Genomic DNA, 22,367 nt, shown 5'->3' on the forward strand with positions numbered 1-22,367 from the left:
GGGACTCGATAAGCAAAGGTCGGCCACTTGTGGATAACTAAAGTGCGCTGATTCTACCGCCGTTCGCTCAAGATCGCCCGCAGTTGATCGATGCACTTTACCGAAAAGAAGGCGACAGCCCGTCCCGAGAGTGAATCGCATTGCCCCCGATGCAGTACAATCGCGGCTTTTAATCGCCAACCAGCCGGCCATTCCGATGATCGAACCCAAGCGCGTCTTGCGCGCCCTCGCTGAACACTGGGCACTTCTGGAGCCACTGTGCGAGCACTTCGACCAAGGCACCCTGAGCCTGAACGAACTGCGCACGCAACTGGCCGCCCAGCAACTCGACAGTACGCCGCAGGACATCACCAGCCTGCTGGACGTGTGGATTCGCCTCGACATCCTGGTTCCCGTGGCCAAAAGCCCGAACCGTTTCGAGCTCAATGCGCAGATTCACGACTTCCTCGCCTATCTGCGCCGTGAACACCGCCTGGGCCTGTGCCTGGAAATCGAAGCCTACCTGCGCCACCTCGAGCGTCTGGCCGGTTATATCCAGGACGCATTCGATATCCGCGACGGCAACGACCTGGCGCGCCAGTTGCGCCTGCTCGACATGCGGGTTCGCGATGTACTGAAAAAACTCGATAACGACGAACAGGCGCTGGTGGCCGTCGCCGAACGGGCGAAAACCAGCGATCGGCAGATTCCATTGCGCCAGCGTTACGCTGAAGTGTTGGCGACCTGGGACGAATACGTCGAGCCGATGATTGATCTGGTGAACGCCGACGGCGCCTTCGAACAAGGCGTGCGCAAGGTCGAAACCGTCCTGCTGAAGATGCTCAGCGAACAGCAACGCCTCGGTCACCTGGTCGACGACGACATGTTGCTGCGCACCCACGCGCGCATCCTCGAAATGCAGACCAGCGCCCAGCTGACCCTGCGTCACGCCCGCGAGCTGCTGCTGCCGCTGCGTGAAGAAGCGCGCCGGCACAACGCCGTGACCCGTGGCGCGGCGCTGGCCTTGTCGATGATCCGTCGCAAAGGCATCGACGCCGTGCCGCAAGCGGCGATGCCGATGTTCACTCGTCCGCAGAGCACCTTCCTCGGCAGTGCCAGCCAGGTCGAAGCCTACGTTTACGCCCTGGCCCGTTTCGAACCGAAACCGACGCGCTTCCCCAAGGCTCACAAGACCCAGAAAGGCGAAGCGCCACGGGCGCCACGCACCGTTCGGGAAATGCTCGAACGCTGCGAAGACGCCTTGCCGATGCCGGACCTGATGACCTGGCTGCTGGAGCAGGAACCGGACGGCGCCACCGACGAATTGCTGTACTGGTTCTCGCGCCTGTCGCGGGAAAAACGCTTCACGCGCGAGCGTCTGGAACGTCGCGAATACCATACTCACGAGCACCAGGTCAGCCTGCGCTCCTTCGCCCTGCTCTCGGTCAGCGATACCGCCGCCGAGGATTCTGCGAGCACTCCATATGCATCTTGATCTATCCGAACTGTCCCAGCTGGCGCCGATCTTTCGCGAGCTGTTCAAGGGTTATCACGTCAGCCGCCGCGATCCGGAGCTGTACGCACAGTTGTCGAACTTTCAGGACCAATACCGCACGCTGTTCAAGGCCTTGGGCTTTGAACTGGTCTGCGATACCCGCGGTTTCTACTACTTCGTGCCGGACCTCGCGGCGGCGGCGGTGAACAAGACCGCGCAGCGTCTGGCGCTGTTCACCTTCATCCTTGTCGAGCACCTGGCCGACCAGGGCCGCGACCCGATCTCCGTGCTCGATGGCGGCAGCCTCGGCCGCGATGAGCTGCCGTCGTTGCTGGAAAAGTACCGCGACCTGTTCATCCAGGCCGAAGTGCAGACCCAGGACGAACTCGAAGAAAAAATCATGCGCCGCATGACCCAGCTCGGTTTCGCCAGCGAAGAAAACGGCGTCTACCGTTTCCTGCCGCCGATGCACCGTTTCCTCGATGTCTGCCTGTCAGTGCAGCAGGACCGCGATCTGGCCGCCAGCCTGCACAGCGTCCTGCCGTTGCCGGTGCCGGTGCTGATCGACGAAGACAGCGACGAAAAACTGCTGCAGACCGATGACCCGCTCGACCTCGCAGAATTTGAAGATGAAAGCGAAGAAGATGCCCTGGCCCGCGCCATCGCCGAAGAACAGGAGCTCGACGCATGAGCAAGGAACGTTACGGCATCCGCCGCTTTGCCCTTTTGAATACCGCCGGCTACAGCCTCGGCCTGTTCCCGCTGGAGGAGCCGCTGTCGGTGTACGGCGCGAACAACCTCGGCAAATCCGCCTCGATCAACGCCCTGCAGTTCCCGATCCTGGCGCGCATGTCGGACATGAGCTTCGGCAAGTACAGCCTGGAGCAGTCCCGGCGCTTCTACTTCGCCTCGGACACCAGCTACATCCTGGTCGAAGTGAACCTGCCCCACGGCCCCCACGTGATCGGTGTGGTCGGACGCGGCCCGGGCGGCGGCTTCGGTCACCAGTTCTTTGCCTATGCCGGCAAACTGGACCTGGCCCACTACCAGAAAGACGACACCTGCCTGCGCCAGAAAGAACTGTTCACCAACCTTGAGCGCGAAGGCCTGAAAGCCTACGAACTCAAGCCGGACGAACTGCGCCGTTTGCTGGTCGGTGGCCACACCTCGATTCCGCTGGACCTGACGCTGATTCCACTGCGCTCCACCAGCGAGCAGAGCCTGAAGACCTTCCGCGCGCTGTTCATCAACCTGCTGCACATGCGCGAAATCACCGCGGCCAAGCTCAAGCAGCTGTTCCTCGATGCCTTCGAGCACAGCCTGCGTTCCGGCAGCGTCGATTACATCGCCGCGTGCGAAGAAGCGTTCCGCGATGTGCGACGCATGGAGCAGGACTACAACTCGCTGGTCGCCGCTGGACCACTGGTCGAGGCGCTGGCGAACGGCGTGAAGCAACGCGACATCCTGCGCGGCAAATTGCACCGGATCTCTCCGCTGCTCGACTCCCTGCTGGGTACCTGGTCGGACTACGCCAGTGCGCGCAAGGAAGAGCTGACCATTCAGGCCGAGCACTACCGCAACGAGCAGGATGCCCTGCAAAACGACCAGCGCGGTGGCACCCAGGAACTGATGCGTCTGGAGCGAGAAATCACCGGCATCCAGCGCTGGCTCGGCGAATTGTCGGTGCTCAAGCATCGCTTTGCCCTGGTCGATGACGTCAAGGTGCTGGAGCAGCAACTGCTGGCCGCGAAGGACGCCCACGATGAACTGGCCGGTGCGCTGGCACAGTCCCGCCAGTTCAGCGCCGAAGACCTCGACGAACGTCTGCGCGATCTGGAAAAACGCCTGAAGTCGGTCAAGCAGCAACTCGATCACGCCGACAACAACAGCTACGCCCGTCTGCGCGAAGAGTTCTCGCAGCAGGACGTCGAACGCCTGATGCGCCTGTTCAACAGCGCACTGTTCAGCCTGCCGCTGGGTGAACACGGCATCACCCTCGACGAAAACGGGGACTGGGTGAAATCCGTGGAGTTGATCCTCGACGGTTTCAAAGGCGAACGCTTCGAAGTGCCGGGCCTGTCCATAGACATCTCGCATATCGAACCACCGGCATTGCAGGCCCTGGCTGACCGCGCTGCGTTGCGCGACCAGAAGGAACGCCTGGACAAAGAACTCAAGCAACTGAAAACCCAGCAAGCCGTGGCCGCCGACCGCGCCGCGAGCAAGACCCAGACCGAAGCGCTGTACCAGCAAGTGCTGGATGCGCAGAAAGCCCTGGAAGATTTCCGCCGCGCGCAAACCCTGAGCGCCGAGGAAGGCGACAAGCTCGAGCAACTGGCGCAAATGGAAGCCGCTCAGGACGAATTGAAGCGTTCCAGCGACGCCTTTACCGAGCGCGTCCAGCAACTGTCGGCCAAGCTGCAACTGGTCGGCCGACAGATCGGCGACATGGAAGCCAAGCAACGCACCCTCGACGACGCCCTGCGCCGTCGCCAGTTGTTGCCGGCAGACCTGCCGTTCGGCACACCGTTCATGGACCCGATCGACGATTCCATGGACAACCTGCTGCCGCTGCTCAACGACTATCAGGACAGCTGGCAAGGCTTGCTGCGGGCCGACGGCCAGATCGAAGCGCTGTACGCTCAGGTGCGCCTCAAGGGCGTGGCCAAATTCGACAGCGAAGACGATATGGAGCGTCGCCTGCAACTGCTGATCAACGCCTATGCGCACCGCACCGACGAAGCCCTGACCCTGGGCAAGGCTCGCCGTGCCGCCGTGACGGACATCGCCCGCACCCTGCGCAACATCCGCAGCGACTACGACAGCCTCGAACACCAACTGGCGCTGTTCAACCGCGAGATCAACAAGCGTCAGGTCTCCAACCTGCAAAGCTTCCGCATCGTGCTCGCCCCGAACAAGGAAGCGCTCAAGCACATCGACCAGATCATCCACAGCGCCGGTCAGTACGAAGAAGGCGAAACCCTGTCGGTCTTCGACCTGAGCCAGAGCGCCGAGCAGGACAACAAGAACGAAGAGGCCAAGGAATACCTGGCGCGGCTGGTGGCGGCCAACCACAACCAGCTCGGCCTCAAGGACTTGTTCGAGCTCGCGTTCGAAATCACCAAGGTCAACGGTCAACCGGTGATCCACACCGACATCGATGGCGCCGCTTCCAACGGCACCACCATGACCATCAAGGCGCTGACCAACATGTACTTGTTGCTGCACTTGATGGACCGTGACCAGGCCGGTCGCGTGCGTCTGCCGTACTACCTCGACGAGGCGGCGGACATCGATGAGAAAAACCAGGCCGCCTTGCTGGAAACCAGCCTGCAACTGGGCTTCGTGCCGATCCTGGCGAGCGTGAAGCCGCAGGTCTGCGCCAGTGTCGCCATCGACCTGGAAGGCGGCAGCGGCCCCGCCGGCATCTACATCGATGAGGCGGACTGGAAGTACATCCGTCGTCACGATCAGGTGAAGACGACTGTCAACGAAGAAGCGGATGAACCGGAGCTGGATGCGGTCTGAGGCTTGAATCGAAGACAATAAAAAGGCCGCGGTCCAATGGATCGCGGCCTTTTTCATAGGTGTGTCATTTAGCTTTGCAGTGAACTTCAGGGCCTCTTCGCGGGCTTGCCTCGGGCGGCGTTCCGACGAAGGCGTCATCACTGACGCCACATAACCCTCAGACTATTTACCCAGCGAAATCTTCGGCGCCCACCCCAGCCACTCCTCTTCAAACTTGTCGAACAGCGCAAACGTCTGCTCCGGTCGCGCCGGGCTGCCCATACGCTCACCATCCGGCGTGGCAAAGGCGACACCGCCCTGAATCATCGTCTCCAGGGACTCAGTGCGCACCGTTGCACCTTTGAACAGACCGACATCGAAGTCGAAACCGCTGGCGTTCCAGAACCGTGTACCGCTGCGTACCAGTGGAGCGTACTTCGGCTCGATCAGGATATGGATCAGTACGCGATCAGCGGTCTCGCCCAGTTCATAACCCGTTACCTTGCCCACTGTGATTTCGCGATACGTCACTGGCACGCCGGCCTTCAGCGAACCACGACGGGCCGCGCTCAGCACCAGACTCAATCCCGCTTCCTGCTTGGCAGTTTCGGGCGCGACGGCCAAAGCGACAAAGTTCTTCTGCGGTCCCAGGTTCTTCGGTGCCGGTTGCACCTCGATGTATTGCCCGGTCACCAGGGTTTCGAGGTTGGACGTCTTGATCAGGCCCAGTTCAGGCTTGACCACCCAGAACTGACTGCCGACCCGGGCAATGCGCTCCGGCACTTCGGTAATCCGTGCGGTCAGCAGCACCGATTGCAGGTCCTCGCTGAGATCAACATCCTCCACCTTGCCGACATCCAGCCCCTTGAAACGAATTGGAGTGCCGGTACGCAAACCATCAGCGCGATCGAGCTTGAGCGTGATGACTTCGCCTTTCTGCGTGGCGTCTTCATGGTTCGCGAACAAACGGAAACGTGGAATACGCTTCTGCAACGGGGCTTTGTCTTGCGGGGTCTCGAAGGCAATGCCGCCGGCCATCAAACTCTGCAACGACTCGCTTTTAACCTGGACCCCGCCGGTCAGCCCGCCCGTGAGGGTGATGCCACTGGCGTTCCAGAAGCGCGTCGAGGCGTTGACCAGGCCTTCGTATTCCTTCTCGATGTGCACACCAATGATCAGTTGTTTCTTGGTGCGTGAGAACTGATAGCTCTGTACGGAGCCGACTTTAACCTGCTTGTAGAGAACCGGGCTGCCGACTTCCAGCGAGCCGAGATTTTCCGTGAACAACACCAAATGCAGGCCAGGTGCACGCAGATCCAGCGGCGGTGCCTTGGCCCGCGCCGCAAACTCCCGTTGTGGCGCCGAACCCTTGTCGCCAGGCCGCACAGCGATGTAGTTGCCTTTGACCAACGCCTCGAGACCGGTAATCCCCGCCAGGGAAATCGACGGTTTGACCACCCAGAACTGGGTGCCTTCGACCAGGTAATCCTCGGCCAATGGGTCCATCGTCAACTCGGCGGTGGCCCCGGACAGATCAGGATCGACCTTCAGCGCCTTGAGATTGCCGACCTGAATGCCTTTGTACATCACCGGCGTACGACCGGCCTGCAAGCCTTCGAAGTCGCTGAGCTTGACCTTGACCCGGATACCGGCCGCCGCTGCATCGAAGTCTTCATAGAGCCTGAACGGCAGACTTGGGTCGGTAGGCGGGCTGTCCTTGCGGTTTTCCGGGGTGGCGAAGGCAATGCCGCCGGCGACGATGCTGGCCAGGGATTCACTGCGAACCTTCACACCCGACAGATTGGCATCGATGCTGATGCCGCTGGCGTTCCAGAAACGTGTGTGTTTGCGCACCAGTTTGGCGTAAGTCGGCTCAATGAAGACCTTGAGCTCGACGGTGCTCTGGTCCTCGGACAACACATAGCTTTTGATCTGGCCCACTTTGATCTGTTTGTAAAACACCGGACTGCCACGGTTCAGCGAGCCCAGGCGATCAGCCTTGATGGTCAAGTGCAGACCGGGCTGGGCATCGGAGAGCGGCGGTTCCTGGGCCAGAGCCTTGAACTTGCGGACCGGCTCGCCTTCCCCCGGGCTGATGGCAACATAGTTACCTGAAACCAGTGTCTCAAGACCGGTAATCCCTGCCAGAGTTACGCTCGGCTTGACCAGCCAGAAACGCGTACTGGTTCGCAGGTATTGCTCTACGTCCTTGTTCATTTCGATGCTGGCAATCACACCTTTGGAACTGCCCTCGTCATCGAGCTTGAGGCGTTTGACCTTGCCGACCGACATGCCCTTGTAGACGACTTCCGTCTTGTTGGCCTGAATGCCTTCGCCACTTTCAAAACGCACCTGAATCTCGATGCCGGTCTCGTTATAGGCACGCCAGCCGAGCCAGCCGCCAATGATCAAGGCAATCAGGGGCAACACCCAAATGGCAGACCAGTTCGAAGCCGGTCGGGTTTTCGCTACAGGCAAATCAGTCATGGTCGTCGTCCGACTCCGTGTTATCCCAAATCAGTCGGGGATCAAAAGTTACTGCGGCAAGCATCGTCAGAATCACCACCGTGGCGAAAGCGATGGCGCCAAGATTGGCTTCGATGCTGGCAAGCCGCCCAAAATTCACGACCGCCACGAGGATGGCAATCACAAAGATATCGAGCATCGACCAGCGGCCGATGAACTCAATGAAACGGTACATCCAGATACGCTGGCGAGCCGAAAGGGGCTGACGGCTCTGCACGGAAAACAGCAGCAGAGCGATGCCCACCAGCTTGAAGGTGGGCACCAGGATACTGGCGATAAACACCACCGCCGCAATGGGGAACATGCCGTAATGCACCAACTCGATCACACCTGCCATGATCGTGCTAGGCGCACCTTTGCCCAGGGAGTTCACAGTCATGATCGGCAACAAATTGGCCGGTATGTAGAGAATGGCGGCGGTAATCAGCAATGCCCAGGTGCGTACCAGGCTATTCGGGCTGCGGGCATGCACCAGCGCTCCGCAGCGTGTACAGACTTGCTTATCGGTATCAGCTTCCTGCCTGTTCAATTCATGACATTCCTTGCAAATCAGAATGCCTGCATCAATCGCCCGCATGGGCATCCTCTCCTGATAACGCTTGCCAGATCTGGTGAGGCGACATTACGACCTCCAGCCAGACTTGAATCAGCAACAATCCAATGAAGCACGCCAGGCCGAGGCCTACGGTGATGGCTGCCATATCTGCCAGTTTTACGATCGCCACCAGTACGCCCATGAAGTAAACCTCGAGCATCCCCCATTCGCGTATATGGTGATAAATGCGATAGAGCAACAAGCCGTAGCTGCGTCCGACATCAAAACGGATACTCAACAATACAGCCAGTTGGCACAGCAGCTTGAGCAGCGGGATCCCCATGCTGCACAGGAACACAATCACTGAAACGCTTTGCATGCCTGTGTCAAAAAGGGCGACAACGCCGCTCCAGACAGTGTCTTGCGAAGATTGCCCGAGTAGATTGAGCTGCATGATGGGTAAAAAGTTCGCCGGAATAAACAACAACAAAGCGGCGATGACCAGGGCGAGACTGCGCTGTACGACGTTGTAGCGATTGGCATAAAGCTCGTAGCCACAGCGCGGGCACAGGGCTTTTTCGCCATGGGCGAGTTCGGGTTTACGCATGAGCAAGTCGCACTCATGGCAGGCAACCAGATTTTCTAGTGGTAATTTTGACAGCTCTTTGGCGTCAACCGAATCCGGCATAAGCGCTCTGACTCTGAAAAAGTTGGACCTATTCTAGTGTCCCGGGATAAAAATAACTGCGCCAATTTGTGCTTGATTGCTCGTGCTTTTTCTACGCCAAAAACAAAACCCCAACTGCTTTCGCAATTGGGGTTTCGGAATTTAATCTTGACGATGACCTACTCTCACATGGGGAAACCCCACACTACCATCGGCGATGCATCGTTTCACTGCTGAGTTCGGGATGGGATCAGGTGGTTCCAACGCTCTATGGTCGTCAAGAAATTCGGGTACTGAGTCGTGACCAGCTGGCCTCGCTTCAGCAAATTGGGTATGTAATAGATTTGTGTGTTTCTCGAACTTTCGGTTCTTTCGTCTTCACACACCGCAATCTGATGCTCTTTCGAGTAGTCAAATTGCTTGGGTGTTATATGGTCAAGCCTCACGGGCAATTAGTATTGGTTAGCTCAACGCCTCACAGCGCTTACACACCCAACCTATCAACGTCGTAGTCTTCGACGGCCCTTCAGGGGACTCAAGGTCCCAGTGAGATCTCATCTTGAGGCAAGTTTCCCGCTTAGATGCTTTCAGCGGTTATCTTTTCCGAACATAGCTACCCGGCAATGCCACTGGCGTGACAACCGGAACACCAGAGGTTCGTCCACTCCGGTCCTCTCGTACTAGGAGCAGCCCCTCTCAAATCTCAAACGTCCACGGCAGATAGGGACCGAACTGTCTCACGACGTTCTAAACCCAGCTCGCGTACCACTTTAAATGGCGAACAGCCATACCCTTGGGACCGGCTTCAGCCCCAGGATGTGATGAGCCGACATCGAGGTGCCAAACACCGCCGTCGATATGAACTCTTGGGCGGTATCAGCCTGTTATCCCCGGAGTACCTTTTATCCGTTGAGCGATGGCCCTTCCATACAGAACCACCGGATCACTAAGACCTACTTTCGTACCTGCTCGACGTGTCTGTCTCGCAGTCAAGCGCGCTTTTGCCTTTATACTCTACGACCGATTTCCGACCGGTCTGAGCGCACCTTCGTACTCCTCCGTTACTCTTTAGGAGGAGACCGCCCCAGTCAAACTACCCACCATACACTGTCCTCGATCCGGATAACGGACCTGAGTTAGAACCTCAAAGTTGCCAGGGTGGTATTTCAAGGTTGGCTCCACGCGAACTGGCGTCCACGCTTCAAAGCCTCCCACCTATCCTACACAAGCAAATTCAAAGTCCAGTGCAAAGCTATAGTAAAGGTTCACGGGGTCTTTCCGTCTAGCCGCGGATACACTGCATCTTCACAGCGATTTCAATTTCACTGAGTCTCGGGTGGAGACAGCGCCGCCATCGTTACGCCATTCGTGCAGGTCGGAACTTACCCGACAAGGAATTTCGCTACCTTAGGACCGTTATAGTTACGGCCGCCGTTTACCGGGGCTTCGATCAAGAGCTTCGCGTTAGCTAACCCCATCAATTAACCTTCCGGCACCGGGCAGGCGTCACACCCTATACGTCCACTTTCGTGTTTGCAGAGTGCTGTGTTTTTAATAAACAGTCGCAGCGGCCTGGTATCTTCGACCGGCGTGGGCTTACGGAGCAAGTCCTTCACCCTCACCGGCGCACCTTCTCCCGAAGTTACGGTGCCATTTTGCCTAGTTCCTTCACCCGAGTTCTCTCAAGCGCCTTGGTATTCTCTACCCAACCACCTGTGTCGGTTTGGGGTACGGTTCCTGGTTACCTGAAGCTTAGAAGCTTTTCTTGGAAGCATGGCATCAACCACTTCGTGTTCTAAAAGAACACTCGTCATCAGCTCTCGGCCTTGGAATCCCGGATTTACCTAAGATTCCAGCCTACCACCTTAAACTTGGACAACCAACGCCAAGCTGGCCTAGCCTTCTCCGTCCCTCCATCGCAATAACCAGAAGTACAGGAATATTAACCTGTTTTCCATCGACTACGCTTTTCAGCCTCGCCTTAGGGACCGACTAACCCTGCGTCGATTAACGTTGCGCAGGAAACCTTGGTCTTTCGGCGTGGGTGTTTTTCACACCCATTGTCGTTACTCATGTCAGCATTCGCACTTCTGATACCTCCAGCAAGCTTCTCAACTCACCTTCACAGGCTTACAGAACGCTCCTCTACCGCATCACCCGAAGGTGATACCCGTAGCTTCGGTGTATGGTTTGAGCCCCGTTACATCTTCCGCGCAGGCCGACTCGACTAGTGAGCTATTACGCTTTCTTTAAAGGGTGGCTGCTTCTAAGCCAACCTCCTAGCTGTCTAAGCCTTCCCACATCGTTTCCCACTTAACCATAACTTTGGGACCTTAGCTGACGGTCTGGGTTGTTTCCCTTTTCACGACGGACGTTAGCACCCGCCGTGTGTCTCCCATGCTCGGCACTTGTAGGTATTCGGAGTTTGCATCGGTTTGGTAAGTCGGGATGACCCCCTAGCCGAAACAGTGCTCTACCCCCTACAGTGATACATGAGGCGCTACCTAAATAGCTTTCGAGGAGAACCAGCTATCTCCGAGCTTGATTAGCCTTTCACTCCGATCCACAGGTCATCCGCTAACTTTTCAACGGTAGTCGGTTCGGTCCTCCAGTTAGTGTTACCCAACCTTCAACCTGCCCATGGATAGATCGCCCGGTTTCGGGTCTATTCCCAGCGACTAGACGCCCTATTAAGACTCGCTTTCGCTACGCCTCCCCTATTCGGTTAAGCTCGCCACTGAAAATAAGTCGCTGACCCATTATACAAAAGGTACGCAGTCACCCAACAAAGTGGGCTCCCACTGCTTGTACGCATACGGTTTCAGGATCTATTTCACTCCCCTCTCCGGGGTTCTTTTCGCCTTTCCCTCACGGTACTAGTTCACTATCGGTCAGTCAGTAGTATTTAGCCTTGGAGGATGGTCCCCCCATATTCAGACAAAGTTTCTCGTGCTCCGTCCTACTCGATTTCATGACCAAGAGATTTTCGCGTACAGGGCTATCACCCACTATGGCCGCACTTTCCAGAGCGTTCCGCTAATCTCAAAGCCACTTAAGGGCTAGTCCCCGTTCGCTCGCCACTACTAAGGGAATCTCGGTTGATTTCTTTTCCTCAGGGTACTTAGATGTTTCAGTTCCCCTGGTTCGCCTCTTGCACCTATGTATTCAGTACAAGATAACCATCTTATGATGGCTGGGTTCCCCCATTCAGACATCTCCGGATCAAAGTCTGTTTGCCGACTCCCCGAAGCTTTTCGCAGGCTACCACGTCTTTCATCGCCTCTGACTGCCAAGGCATCCACCGTATGCGCTTCTTCACTTGACCATATAACCCCAAGCAATCTGGTTATACTATGAAGACGACATTCGCCGAAAATTCGATTCTTGCTCATAAAGAGCAACTCACAAATTTTACCTTAGCCTGATCCGTTACCAGTGAAAGTAACGTTCAGTCTATCTTTCTATCACATACCCAAATTTTTAAAGAACGAACTAGTCAAAGACTAGAAATCAACATTCACCATCGAACCGATGGAATGCTCATTTCTAAGCTTTACACAATCAGAAGCAGTAGTGGTGGAGCCAAACGGGATCGAACCGTTGACCTCCTGCGTGCAAGGCAGGCGCTCTCCCAGCTGAGCTATGGCCCCGTATTTCTACAGGCGTTTCCCACACAAAATTGGTGGGTCTGGGCAGATTCGAACTGCCGACCTCACCCTTATCAGGGGTGCGCTCTAACCAACTGAGCTACAGACCCAATTTCGGGCTGCTTCTATATCGTCTTCTTCAATGAATCAAGCAATTCGTGTGGGAACTTATGGAGCAGCTGAGTCGTCGATTAAGGAGGTGATCCAGCCGCAGGTTCCCCTACGGCTACCTTGTTACGACTTCACCCCAGTCATGAATCACACCGTGGTAACCGTCCTCCCGAAGGTTAGACTAGCTACTTCTGGTGCAACCCACTCCCATGGTGTGACGGGCGGTGTGTACAAGGCCCGGGAACGTATTCACCGCGACATTCTGATTCGCGATTACTAGCGATTCCGACTTCACGCAGTCGAGTTGCAGACTGCGATCCGGACTACGATCGGTTTTGTGGGATTAGCTCCACCTCGCGGCTTGGCAACCCTCTGTACCGACCATTGTAGCACGTGTGTAGCCCAGGCCGTAAGGGCCATGATGACTTGACGTCATCCCCACCTTCCTCCGGTTTGTCACCGGCAGTCTCCTTAGAGTGCCCACCATGACGTGCTGGTAACTAAGGACAAGGGTTGCGCTCGTTACGGGACTTAACCCAACATCTCACGACACGAGCTGACGACAGCCATGCAGCACCTGTCTCAATGTTCCCGAAGGCACCAATCCATCTCTGGAAAGTTCATTGGATGTCAAGGCCTGGTAAGGTTCTTCGCGTTGCTTCGAATTAAACCACATGCTCCACCGCTTGTGCGGGCCCCCGTCAATTCATTTGAGTTTTAACCTTGCGGCCGTACTCCCCAGGCGGTCAACTTAATGCGTTAGCTGCGCCACTAAGAGCTCAAGGCTCCCAACGGCTAGTTGACATCGTTTACGGCGTGGACTACCAGGGTATCTAATCCTGTTTGCTCCCCACGCTTTCGCACCTCAGTGTCAGTATCAGTCCAGGTGGTCGCCTTCGCCACTGGTGTTCCTTCCTATATCTACGCATTTCACCGCTACACAGGAAATTCCACCACCCTCTACCATACTCTAGCTCGTCAGTTTTGAATGCAGTTCCCAGGTTGAGCCCGGGGCTTTCACATCCAACTTAACGAACCACCTACGCGCGCTTTACGCCCAGTAATTCCGATTAACGCTTGCACCCTCTGTATTACCGCGGCTGCTGGCACAGAGTTAGCCGGTGCTTATTCTGTCGGTAACGTCAAAACACTAACGTATTAGGTTAATGCCCTTCCTCCCAACTTAAAGTGCTTTACAATCCGAAGACCTTCTTCACACACGCGGCATGGCTGGATCAGGCTTTCGCCCATTGTCCAATATTCCCCACTGCTGCCTCCCGTAGGAGTCTGGACCGTGTCTCAGTTCCAGTGTGACTGATCATCCTCTCAGACCAGTTACGGATCGTCGCCTTGGTGAGCCATTACCTCACCAACTAGCTAATCCGACCTAGGCTCATCTGATAGCGCAAGGCCCGAAGGTCCCCTGCTTTCTCCCGTAGGACGTATGCGGTATTAGCGTTCCTTTCGAAACGTTGTCCCCCACTACCAGGCAGATTCCTAGGCATTACTCACCCGTCCGCCGCTGAATTCAGGAGCAAGCTCCTGTCATCCGCTCGACTTGCATGTGTTAGGCCTGCCGCCAGCGTTCAATCTGAGCCATGATCAAACTCTTCAGTTCAAACATCTTTGGGTTTTGAGAAAACCCTAAACTTAGCTCAGCAATCGTTGGTTACATCTTTGATTTCTCGCGGAGTAACTTGTGATGCTGATAATCTGTTGACTAGCAGTCTGACCCCACAAGCACCCACACGAATTGCTTGATTCAGTTGTTAAAGAGCGGTTGGTTAAGATCTTTCGTCTCAACCGAGGCGCGAATTCTACAGCAGCCTCATTTGCTGTCAAGTGGTATTTTCAGAAGTTTTCCAAGTTTCCTTTTCAACTTCAACCACTTGCGCTTCAGATCTCTCGTCAGCGGGAGGCGAATTCTACAGCGTTACACGCTGCTGTCAACACCTCTTTTTCAACTTCCTTTTGGCTTCGATGACCTGAAGCAACCTGCTGCCGAAAACTGCGTAACTCTTTGTTTACCAAGGAGTTTTCCGTTTCGACTGCGCCGGAAGTGGGGCGAATTATAGACATCTACAATCTGCCGTCAACCACTATTTACGCCTTTTTGGCAGAAGAGCCCTTTTTAGCCACTAAACGCGGGATTCGACGAGCCAAAGGCGGTAGCCGCAGCACTAACAGCAATGCACCTATGGATGCATAGATCATCCACTCCTTCAGGTCGGCGCGCACAATCCAGAGCATATGCAGTAATCCAAGCCCGAGAATGACATACGCCAGGCGATGCAACTTCTTCCAGTGAACACCCAATCGCCGCTGACTGTATCGATTGGAAGTCACCGCCAATGCCAGCAAACCAAGAAAACCCAGCGCCCCGACAATAATGTAAGGCCGCTTGCGCAACTCGACACCCAGTTGCGACCAGTCAAAACCAAGTATGAATGCGCAATAACTACCGAGGTGGAGCAGCACATAGGCAAAACACCATAACCCCAACTGTCGCCGCACGGCATTCCACCCCGCCCAACCGGTGAGCTTCTGCAAAGGCATCATGCTCAAGGTTACAAGCAGCAGAACAAGCGCCCCCAAACCCAGTCGATCGACCAGTACCTTGCCCGGATCCGGCCCGAGGACATCCTCCCAGGCCTGGTACAACCACAGCAGTGGCCACACCAAAACCACAATAAAGACGCCGACACGCCAAAACGGATAGCGCATCAGTAGTTCTTCCTCAGGTCGAGCCCCGTATATAGAGAGGCGACTTCCTCTGAATAGCCGTTGAACATTTGCGTGTCGCGCACATTGGGTTTGAGCAGGCCGCTGGGCAGGCGACGTTCACGAGCCTGAGTCCAGCGAGGATGATCAACAGAGGGATTCACGTTCGCATAAAAGCCATATTCATCTGACGCAATGCTCTGCCAGGTGGTTTTCGGCTGCTCGCTGACCAGACTGATGCGCACGATGGATTTGATGCTCTTGAAGCCATATTTCCAAGGCACCACCAACCGCAACGGCGCGCCGTTTTGATTAGGCAACTCACGCCCGTACATGCCTACCACCAGAATTGCCAACGGGTTCATCGCTTCATCCAGACGCAGCCCCTCTATATAGGGCCAGTCGATCAAGGCAAAACCGGAGCGCTGACCCGGCATGCTTTTGGGATCCTGCAGGGTTTCGAAGCGGATGAATTTGGCTTTCGAGGTTGGCTCGACTTCCTTGAGCAAAGCCGAGAGGGGAAAACCGATCCAGGGAACAACCATCGACCAGGCTTCCACACAGCGCAAACGGTAGATTCGCTCCTCCAGCTGATACGGTTTCATGAAGTCTTCGAGCGCATACCGCCCAGGCTTGCCCACCTCCCCGTCCACCACCACCGACCACGGCTCCGTCTTCAGCGTGCCGGCATTGGCAGCCGGATCACCTTTGTCGGTGCCGAACTCGTAGAAGTTGTTGTAGTGGGTCGCATCCTTGAACGGCGTGATCGCTTCATCCTTGACGCTGACCGCGCCCCACTGGGTAGCCGGAAGTTTTTCGCTGAACCAGGCAGGCGCCTTGCCGGGCTCTACATCCGGATAACGCGCAGCATCGCCAGCGCTGGCCCATTGCGGCAGGCTGCCCAGAGCGAAGCCGGCAACCGTGGCGCCGAGCACTTTGCGTCGAGAAAGATAGAGGGATTCAGGCGTGACGTCCGACTCATGGCAGTCGGACGTTCTGGAGACTTTGATCAGCATGGTTACTCCGCAGCTTTGGAGGACAGATGCACCCATAGACTGAGGAGTATGAGGGAAATTACGCGCCCTTGTTACGGCGAAGACGTAACAGGTATTGAACCGGGCCGGAGGCTGCATAGGCGAGAAACACCAGCAGCAGGATGCGCGGAGGGTCACTGAACACCACTGCGAACACCAGCACCACAGCGAGAATCGCCACGAAAGGCACTCGCCCCTTCAGGTCCAGCTCCTTGAAGCTGTTGTACTTGATGTTGCTAACCATCAGCATGCCGGCCGCCGCAACCATCAGCGCAACCAGGAAGGACATCTTCGATCCCTGAATGCCGTAGTCGCTGAACGCCCAGACGATACCTGCAACCACACCTGCAGCGGCAGGACTGGCCAGACCGATGAAGTAGCGCTTGTCCGCGGTGCCGACCTGCGTGTTGAAGCGCGCAAGGCGCAATGCTGCGCCCGCCACATAGATGAAGGCGACCATCCACCCAACCTTGCCCATGTCACCCAAGGCCCAACCGAAGGCCAGCAATGCCGGGGCAACACCAAAGGCAACCATGTCCGACAGCGAGTCGTACTCGGCACCAAAGGCGCTCTGGGTATTGGTCATGCGGGCCACACGCCCATCAAGACCATCGAGCACCATAGCGACGAAGATCGCGATGGCCGCGAACGCGAAATACTTGCTCGCATTGGCCGAGTCACCAGCACTCAAGGCCGCCTGGGCGCTCATCGAGTTGATGATGGAATAGAACCCTGCGAACAGGTTCGCAGTGGTGAACAGATTCGGCAGAAGATAGATACCACGATGCCGGACTTTACGACCTTCAGCGTCATGCCCTTCCTCGACATGTTCATCGATGGGCAGCAGGCTTTCGGCGTCAGAAGCCTGGTTTGGCTCTTCGGGGCGTTCGCTCATGGACATTACCTTGCAACGGGTGGAAAGTTTGGACAGGTGTCTGGGACGACGGTTCGGCCGCAAACGATGCAGCTTTATACCAGAACCGGCTCCCCAAACGAAAAAACGCGGCCTAAGCCGCGTTTTTCGTACAAGCGCGTGACTTAGTTTTTAGCTTTGTCGACGATCTTGTTGGCACCGATCCACGGCATCATGGAGCGCAGTTGCTCGCCGATGATTTCGATGCCGTGAGCGGCGTTGTTACGACGTTTGGCGGTCATCGAAGGATAGCCGGTAGCGCCTTCACTGATGAACATCTTGGCGTATTCGCCGTCCTGAATACGTTTCAGGGCGTTGCGCATGGCCTGACGGGATTCGGCGTTGATGACTTCAGGGCCGGTCACGTACTCGCCGTATTCGGCGTTGTTGGAGATCGAGTAGTTCATGTTGGCGATACCGCCTTCGTACATGAGGTCAACGATCAGCTTCAGTTCGTGCAGGCACTCGAAGTAGGCCATTTCCGGCGCGTAACCAGCTTCAACCAGGGTTTCGAAACCAGCTTTGACCAGCTCAACGGTACCGCCGCACAGAACGGCTTGTTCGCCGAACAGGTCGGTTTCAGTCTCGTCCTTGAAGGTGGTTTCGATGATGCCGGTACGACCGCCGCCAACGCCGGCAGCGTAGGACAGAGCGACGTTCTTGGCGTTGCCCGAGGCGTCCTGGTAGATAGCGATCAGGTCAGGGATACCACCGCCCTTCACGAACTCGGAACGTACGGTGTGGCCTGGAGCCTTCGGCGCGATCATGATCACGTCGAGGTCAGCGCGCGGCACAACCTGGTTGTAGTGGATCGCGAAGCCGTGGGAGAAGGCCAGGGTGGCGCCTTTCTTGATGTTCGGCTCGATTTCGTTCTTGTACAGGGAGGACTGGAATTCGTCCGGGGTCAGGATCATGACCAGGTCGGCAGCTGCAACGGCAGAAGCAACGTCGGTCACTTTCAGGCCGTGGGCTTCCGCCTTGGCAACGGTAGCCGAACCTTTACGCAGGCCGACAGTCACGTCAACGCCGGAGTCTTTCAGGTTGCACGCTTGAGCGTGGCCCTGGGAACCGTAACCGATGATGGCAACTTTCTTGCCCTGGATGATCGACAGGTCGCAGTCTTTATCGTAGAAAACTTTCATGAATTTCCCCTATATCAGGCCGTTCAGGCCGTTCGCTAATTTGGTTTAGATGCTGAGTACTTTGTCGCCGCGGGCAATGCCGGTCACGCCACTACGGACGGTTTCCAGAATCGAGGCGGTGCCAATGGACTGAATGAAGCTGTCGAGCTTGTCGCTGGTACCGGTCAGTTGAACGGTATACACGCTGGCGCTGACATCGACGATCTGTCCACGGTAAATATCGGTAGTGCGCTTGATCTCGGCACGCTGGGCGCCGGTGGCCTTGACCTTGACCAGCATCAGTTCGCGCTCGATGTGAGCACTCTCCGACAGGTCGACCAGTTTTACCACTTCGATCAGTTTGTTCAGGTTCTTGGTGATCTGCTCAATGACTTCATCGTGACCGACCGTGGTCAGCGTCAGACGCGACAGGGTCGGGTCTTCGGTCGGGGCCACGGTCAGGCTTTCGATGTTGTAGTTGCGCTGCGAGAACAGGCCAACCACACGAGACAGAGCACCGGGTTCGTTTTCCAGAAGCAAGGAAATAATGTGCCGCATGATTAGGTACGCTCCGTCTTGCTCAGCCACATATCGCGCATGGAGCCGTCTTTGATCTGCATCGGGTAGACGTGCTCGCTGGTATCGACCGAAATATCGATCACCACCAGGCGATCTTTCATGGCGAACGCTTCTTCCATCTTCGACTTCAAATCTTTCGATTCAGTGATGCGCACGCCAACGTGGCCATAGGCCTCAGCCAGCTTGACGAAGTCAGGCAACGACTCCATGTAGGAGTGCGAGTGACGACTGCCATAGCTCATGTCCTGCCACTGACGAACCATACCCAGAACGCCGTTGTTCAGAATGACGATTTTTACCGGCAAACCGTATTGCAGACAGGTGGACAGTTCCTGGATGTTCATCTGGATACTGCCTTCGCCCGTTACACAGGCAACGTCGGCATCCGGGTAGCTCAACTGAATGCCCATGGCCGCCGGGAAACCGAAGCCCATGGTGCCCAGGCCACCGGAGTTGATCCAGCGGTTCGGCTTGTTGAACTTGTAGTACTGCGCAGCAAACATCTGGTGCTGGCCCACGTCGGAGGTCACAAAGGCGTCGCCATTGGTCACTTCGCACAGGGTTTCGATCACGGTTTGCGGCTTGATCTTGCTGCCGTCGCCCTTGTCATACGGGAACAGGCCGCGATCGCCGCGCCACTCATCAACCTGCTTCCACCAGCTGGCAACGGACTCCTTGTTCGGGGTCTCGCCGATTTCCTTGAGGATCGCGACCATTTCGGTCAGGACACTCTCAACCGGACCAACGATAGGCACGTCGGCCTTGATGGTCTTGGAGATCGAAGCCGGGTCGATGTCGATGTGAATGATCTTGGCATTCGGGCAGAACTTCGACGCGCCATTGATGACACGGTCGTCGAAACGTGCGCCGACAGCGAGGATCACGTCAGCATGGTGCATCGCCAGGTTGGCGGTGTAGCTGCCGTGCATGCCGAGCATGCCGATGAACTGACGGTCGGTGCCAGGGTAGCCACCGAGGCCCATCAGGGTATTGGTCACTGGCAGGTTGAGCATCTTCGCCAGTTCGGTCAGTGGTGCGGAACCACCGCCGAGGATCACGCCGCCGCCCGAGTACAACACAGGGCGCTTGGCCGCCAGGAGCATTTCTGCCGCCTTGCGGATTTGACCGGAGTGACCGCGAACAGCCGGGCTGTAGGAGCGCAACTTGGCTTTTTTCGGGAAGACGTATTCGAACTTCTCGGCCGGGTTGGTCATGTCTTTCGGGATATCGACAACGACCGGGCCAGGACGACCGGATTGCGCCAGGTAGAACGCCTTCTTCATGACTTCCGGGATTTCCGACGCGTGCTTGATCATGAAGCTGTGCTTCACGATCGGCCGGGAGATACCGATCATGTCGGTTTCCTGGAACGCATCGGTGCCGACCATTGTGCTAGGCACCTGGCCGGAAATGATCACCATCGGAATGGAGTCCATGTAGGCGGTGGCGATACCGGTGATGGCGTTTGTTGCGCCAGGACCGGAAGTCACCAGTACCACACCGGCTTTACCGGTGGCACGGGCGTAGCCGTCAGCCATATGGGTAGCCGCTTGCTCGTGACGAACCAGGATGTGGGTCACTTCCGGTTCTTTGAACAGGGCATCGTAAACATGAAGAAGAGCACCACCCGGGTACCCGTAGATATATTTGACGCCTTCGTCACGCAAAAAGCGGACGAGCATCTCACCGCCAGATAAAAGCTCCACGTTGCTCACCTCTAAAACGCCAGAATACCGCCCACGAAAAATGGGACGGGTCTTAATAGGTTTACTTCTCGGCAGAGCATGAGCGACGGTGGTCGCCGACTACGTCAGCACTGACTGAGCAAGTATTGGGATCGTCCCAAGTGTTGCGGGGCTTTCCCACCCAGCGCGAGGTAACGCGTTGCGGGTGTAACAGGTCGACGCGGATATGCGCCTCATGATCTGCTGAGAGGGTCTGCTTCTGGCAGTCCCTGTACAGCGGACTTTGGATTCTTCTGTTTCGTCCTTCGCAAGTCAAGCCGTCTATGTGCTTTATTCTACTAAGCACATGAGAACGCAAGAAAAAACCCGTAAACCAGCCGTGTGTTAGCTTCGATTGCGCAACTTTTGGCAAAAAATTGGCACGCGCATGCACTTACCTAGGGGGCGTTCTCAATTAGTTTTCACGCCGCGCCGCGCCTGCTGTTGTGCAGGACAAGGCGCGAGAAGCGTGGTTTGGTCATTCCAAATAAGCTTCGAGCAACGCAGCCCTGCACAACAGCAGGCCCGGCCCTTCGGGTTGTGCCTTAAAACGGGCCAGGCTGCGTTGCAGGCCTTGGAAAGGGAACAACCATTTCCAGCGGCCTGCGCCTTGCCTGGCCCGCTTTAAGGCGACAACGCGACGGGAAAACTAATTGAGAACGCCCCCAGCAACGGCCGACAAAATAGAGAGAGATTGTGAACAACTGCCAGCGGACGCTGGCAGCTTCTGGCTCAGCGAGACGCGGTGATCAGCTGATCAAACTGTTTGAGCAATACCTGCAACTGCCGATCCTTGCCCTGGACATTGCGCCCGGCAAAGACCATTTCAGCCATTTCCTGAATGCCCGAAGCATTGGGTAGCGGCAAATCCTGCTCGAGGATCATCTTCATGCGTGGCAGGAAGATCCACTGCAGCCATTGCTCGAAATCCAGTGTATCGACCGAAAACGGCTCGACACTGGCAAGCGCTTCGGCAGAGGGCGCGACTTCATCCCACCACCCTTGCACCCGCAACTCGCGCTCGATCAACAACAGTTGATCGGCGATTTTCAGAAAGCGCGCGTCCATCACAGCGTTACCTTGGCCTTTTGACGAGCCAGTGCCGCGCCCTGGGAATCACTCTGCTTTTCACGCGCCTGGGCAATCAACTCCCACAAGTTGGCCTGAAGGGCTGGACGGCCATTGGCAAAGGTCAGCCCACGGCGAGCGAACTGCTCGGCCTGGGCTGCATCGCCTTGAGCCATGCGCACCTGCGCCAGACGGTAAAGCACCTGCGGCTCACGCGGTGCAACACGCTGGGCGCGTTCGAGGCTGGAGGAAGCACCGTTGAGATCACCGCCCGCCTGTTGCTGTTGAGCAGTGGTAAGCAAAGCCAATACCGGGCCGTCCAGTTGCTCGTCTGCAGAAAGCCCGCCCGAACTGGCCGACGGAATCCCGCTTGGCGACGACGGCATGCTGTAGCTGCCCTGATTGATCGGCGCCGATTGGACCGGCGACGTGTCAATTGGCCCCGGCGTGATCGGACCCGGGGTAATCGGTGTGCTGCTGATCGGCGTCGAAGTCGTTGCAGCGCCTGGCACCATCACCACTACACCGCTGTCGCCCTGCGGAATCGCCTGGGTCCGCGACTGGCCTTGTGCAGGGCGCTTGACGGTCGTCTGGCGGAAGCCGCCATTGGCCGAGATCCGCTCACTGTTGGACACGACGGTGCCGGAATCCACAACCGGAATCGAGCCACGTTGTACGCTAGAGCAACCGCTGAGCAAAGCTACGGCGGCAACCGCTGGAATCAACCACTTGTTCACTTG

General features: G+C 56.8%; 14 protein-coding genes, 2 tRNA genes and 3 rRNA genes. 3 read left to right on the forward strand and 16 right to left on the reverse strand.

Going from position 1 to position 22,367, the window contains the following annotated elements; translation table 11 throughout:
- The first annotated feature begins 196 nt into the window (after positions 1-196).
- Genes mksB through mksF form a run of 3 tightly spaced genes read left to right on the forward strand, consistent with a single transcriptional unit; the run spans position 197 to position 5,002 of the window.
- Positions 197-1,474 carry an Mks condensin complex protein MksB gene (gene mksB, locus AC3ITY_RS28080; RefSeq protein ID WP_489306201.1) on the forward strand — a complete coding sequence of 426 codons (1,278 nt, stop codon included), beginning with the start codon at positions 197-199 and terminating at the stop codon, positions 1,472-1,474.
- Positions 1,464-2,165 carry an Mks condensin complex protein MksE gene (gene mksE, locus AC3ITY_RS28085; RefSeq protein WP_116265438.1) on the forward strand — a complete coding sequence of 234 codons (702 nt, stop codon included), beginning with the start codon at positions 1,464-1,466 and terminating at the stop codon, positions 2,163-2,165. The genes mksB and mksE overlap by 11 nt, the downstream gene beginning before the upstream one ends.
- Entirely contained in the window at positions 2,162-5,002 is a 2,841-nt protein-coding gene (mksF, locus tag AC3ITY_RS28090) for an Mks condensin complex protein MksF (protein WP_489306203.1), read from the forward strand. Before mksE ends, mksF begins: the two co-directional genes overlap by 4 nt.
- 162 nt (positions 5,003-5,164) lie before the next feature.
- Here mksF and AC3ITY_RS28095 read toward each other — a convergent pair whose 3' ends face one another.
- The 16 genes from AC3ITY_RS28095 to AC3ITY_RS28170 all read right to left on the reverse strand — a co-directional run bounded on the left by AC3ITY_RS28095 (position 5,165) and on the right by AC3ITY_RS28170 (position 22,364).
- The gene (locus AC3ITY_RS28095; RefSeq protein WP_223533841.1) at positions 5,165-7,468 is read right to left on the reverse strand and encodes a PqiB family protein; all 2,304 of its coding nucleotides are present in this window, start codon (positions 7,466-7,468) and stop codon (positions 5,165-5,167) included.
- On the reverse strand, positions 7,461-8,084 hold the full coding sequence (locus AC3ITY_RS28100; RefSeq protein ID WP_489306204.1) for a paraquat-inducible protein A: 624 nt from the start codon (positions 8,082-8,084) through the stop codon (positions 7,461-7,463). The genes AC3ITY_RS28095 and AC3ITY_RS28100 overlap by 8 nt, the downstream gene beginning before the upstream one ends.
- Entirely contained in the window at positions 8,071-8,730 is a 660-nt protein-coding gene (locus AC3ITY_RS28105) for a paraquat-inducible protein A (protein WP_489306206.1), read from the reverse strand. The genes AC3ITY_RS28100 and AC3ITY_RS28105 overlap by 14 nt, the downstream gene beginning before the upstream one ends.
- A 145-nt stretch (positions 8,731-8,875) precedes the next feature.
- Positions 8,876-8,991, reverse strand: a 5S ribosomal RNA gene (rrf, locus tag AC3ITY_RS28110).
- A 149-nt stretch (positions 8,992-9,140) separates the two neighbouring features.
- Positions 9,141-12,034: ribosomal RNA gene (locus AC3ITY_RS28115) — 23S ribosomal RNA — on the reverse strand.
- Between the two features lie 249 nt (positions 12,035-12,283).
- Positions 12,284-12,359: transfer RNA gene (locus AC3ITY_RS28120), tRNA-Ala, on the reverse strand.
- 30 nt (positions 12,360-12,389) lie between these two features.
- Positions 12,390-12,466 (reverse strand) — tRNA-Ile (locus AC3ITY_RS28125).
- Positions 12,467-12,548: 82 nt separating this feature from the next.
- A 16S ribosomal RNA gene (locus tag AC3ITY_RS28130) occupies positions 12,549-14,085 on the reverse strand.
- Together the 16S, 23S and 5S rRNA genes with 2 tRNA genes alongside form the textbook arrangement of a ribosomal RNA operon.
- A gap of 485 nt (positions 14,086-14,570) precedes the next feature.
- A complete protein-coding gene (gene msrQ, locus AC3ITY_RS28135) occupies positions 14,571-15,191 on the reverse strand; it encodes a protein-methionine-sulfoxide reductase heme-binding subunit MsrQ (protein WP_489306207.1) in 621 nt (206 codons plus the stop codon).
- Positions 15,191-16,204 (reverse strand): protein-methionine-sulfoxide reductase catalytic subunit MsrP, encoded by a 1,014-nt coding sequence (gene msrP, locus AC3ITY_RS28140; protein WP_489306208.1) that lies wholly within the window; start codon positions 16,202-16,204, stop codon positions 15,191-15,193. Before msrP ends, msrQ begins: the two co-directional genes overlap by 1 nt.
- Before the next feature lie 58 nt (positions 16,205-16,262).
- Positions 16,263-17,117 (reverse strand): CDP-diacylglycerol--serine O-phosphatidyltransferase, encoded by an 855-nt coding sequence (pssA, locus tag AC3ITY_RS28145; protein WP_223454885.1) that lies wholly within the window; start codon positions 17,115-17,117, stop codon positions 16,263-16,265.
- 143 nt (positions 17,118-17,260) lie between these two features.
- Positions 17,261-18,277 (reverse strand): ketol-acid reductoisomerase, encoded by a 1,017-nt coding sequence (gene ilvC, locus AC3ITY_RS28150; RefSeq protein ID WP_003228216.1) that lies wholly within the window; start codon positions 18,275-18,277, stop codon positions 17,261-17,263.
- Positions 18,278-18,322: 45 nt separating this feature from the next.
- The gene (gene ilvN, locus AC3ITY_RS28155) at positions 18,323-18,814 is read right to left on the reverse strand and encodes an acetolactate synthase small subunit (protein ID WP_003176102.1); all 492 of its coding nucleotides are present in this window, start codon (positions 18,812-18,814) and stop codon (positions 18,323-18,325) included.
- 2 nt (positions 18,815-18,816) lie between these two features.
- Positions 18,817-20,541, reverse strand: a complete 1,725-nt coding sequence (locus AC3ITY_RS28160; protein WP_057716561.1) for an acetolactate synthase 3 large subunit — start codon at positions 20,539-20,541, stop codon at positions 18,817-18,819.
- A gap of 750 nt (positions 20,542-21,291) precedes the next feature.
- On the reverse strand, positions 21,292-21,627 hold the full coding sequence (locus tag AC3ITY_RS28165; RefSeq protein WP_489306209.1) for a YqcC family protein: 336 nt from the start codon (positions 21,625-21,627) through the stop codon (positions 21,292-21,294).
- Entirely contained in the window at positions 21,627-22,364 is a 738-nt protein-coding gene (locus AC3ITY_RS28170) for a tetratricopeptide repeat protein (protein WP_489306210.1), read from the reverse strand. Before AC3ITY_RS28170 ends, AC3ITY_RS28165 begins: the two co-directional genes overlap by 1 nt.
- Positions 22,365-22,367: the final 3 nt, after the last annotated feature.

The organism is Pseudomonas sp. GL_091, assembly GCF_057837725.1.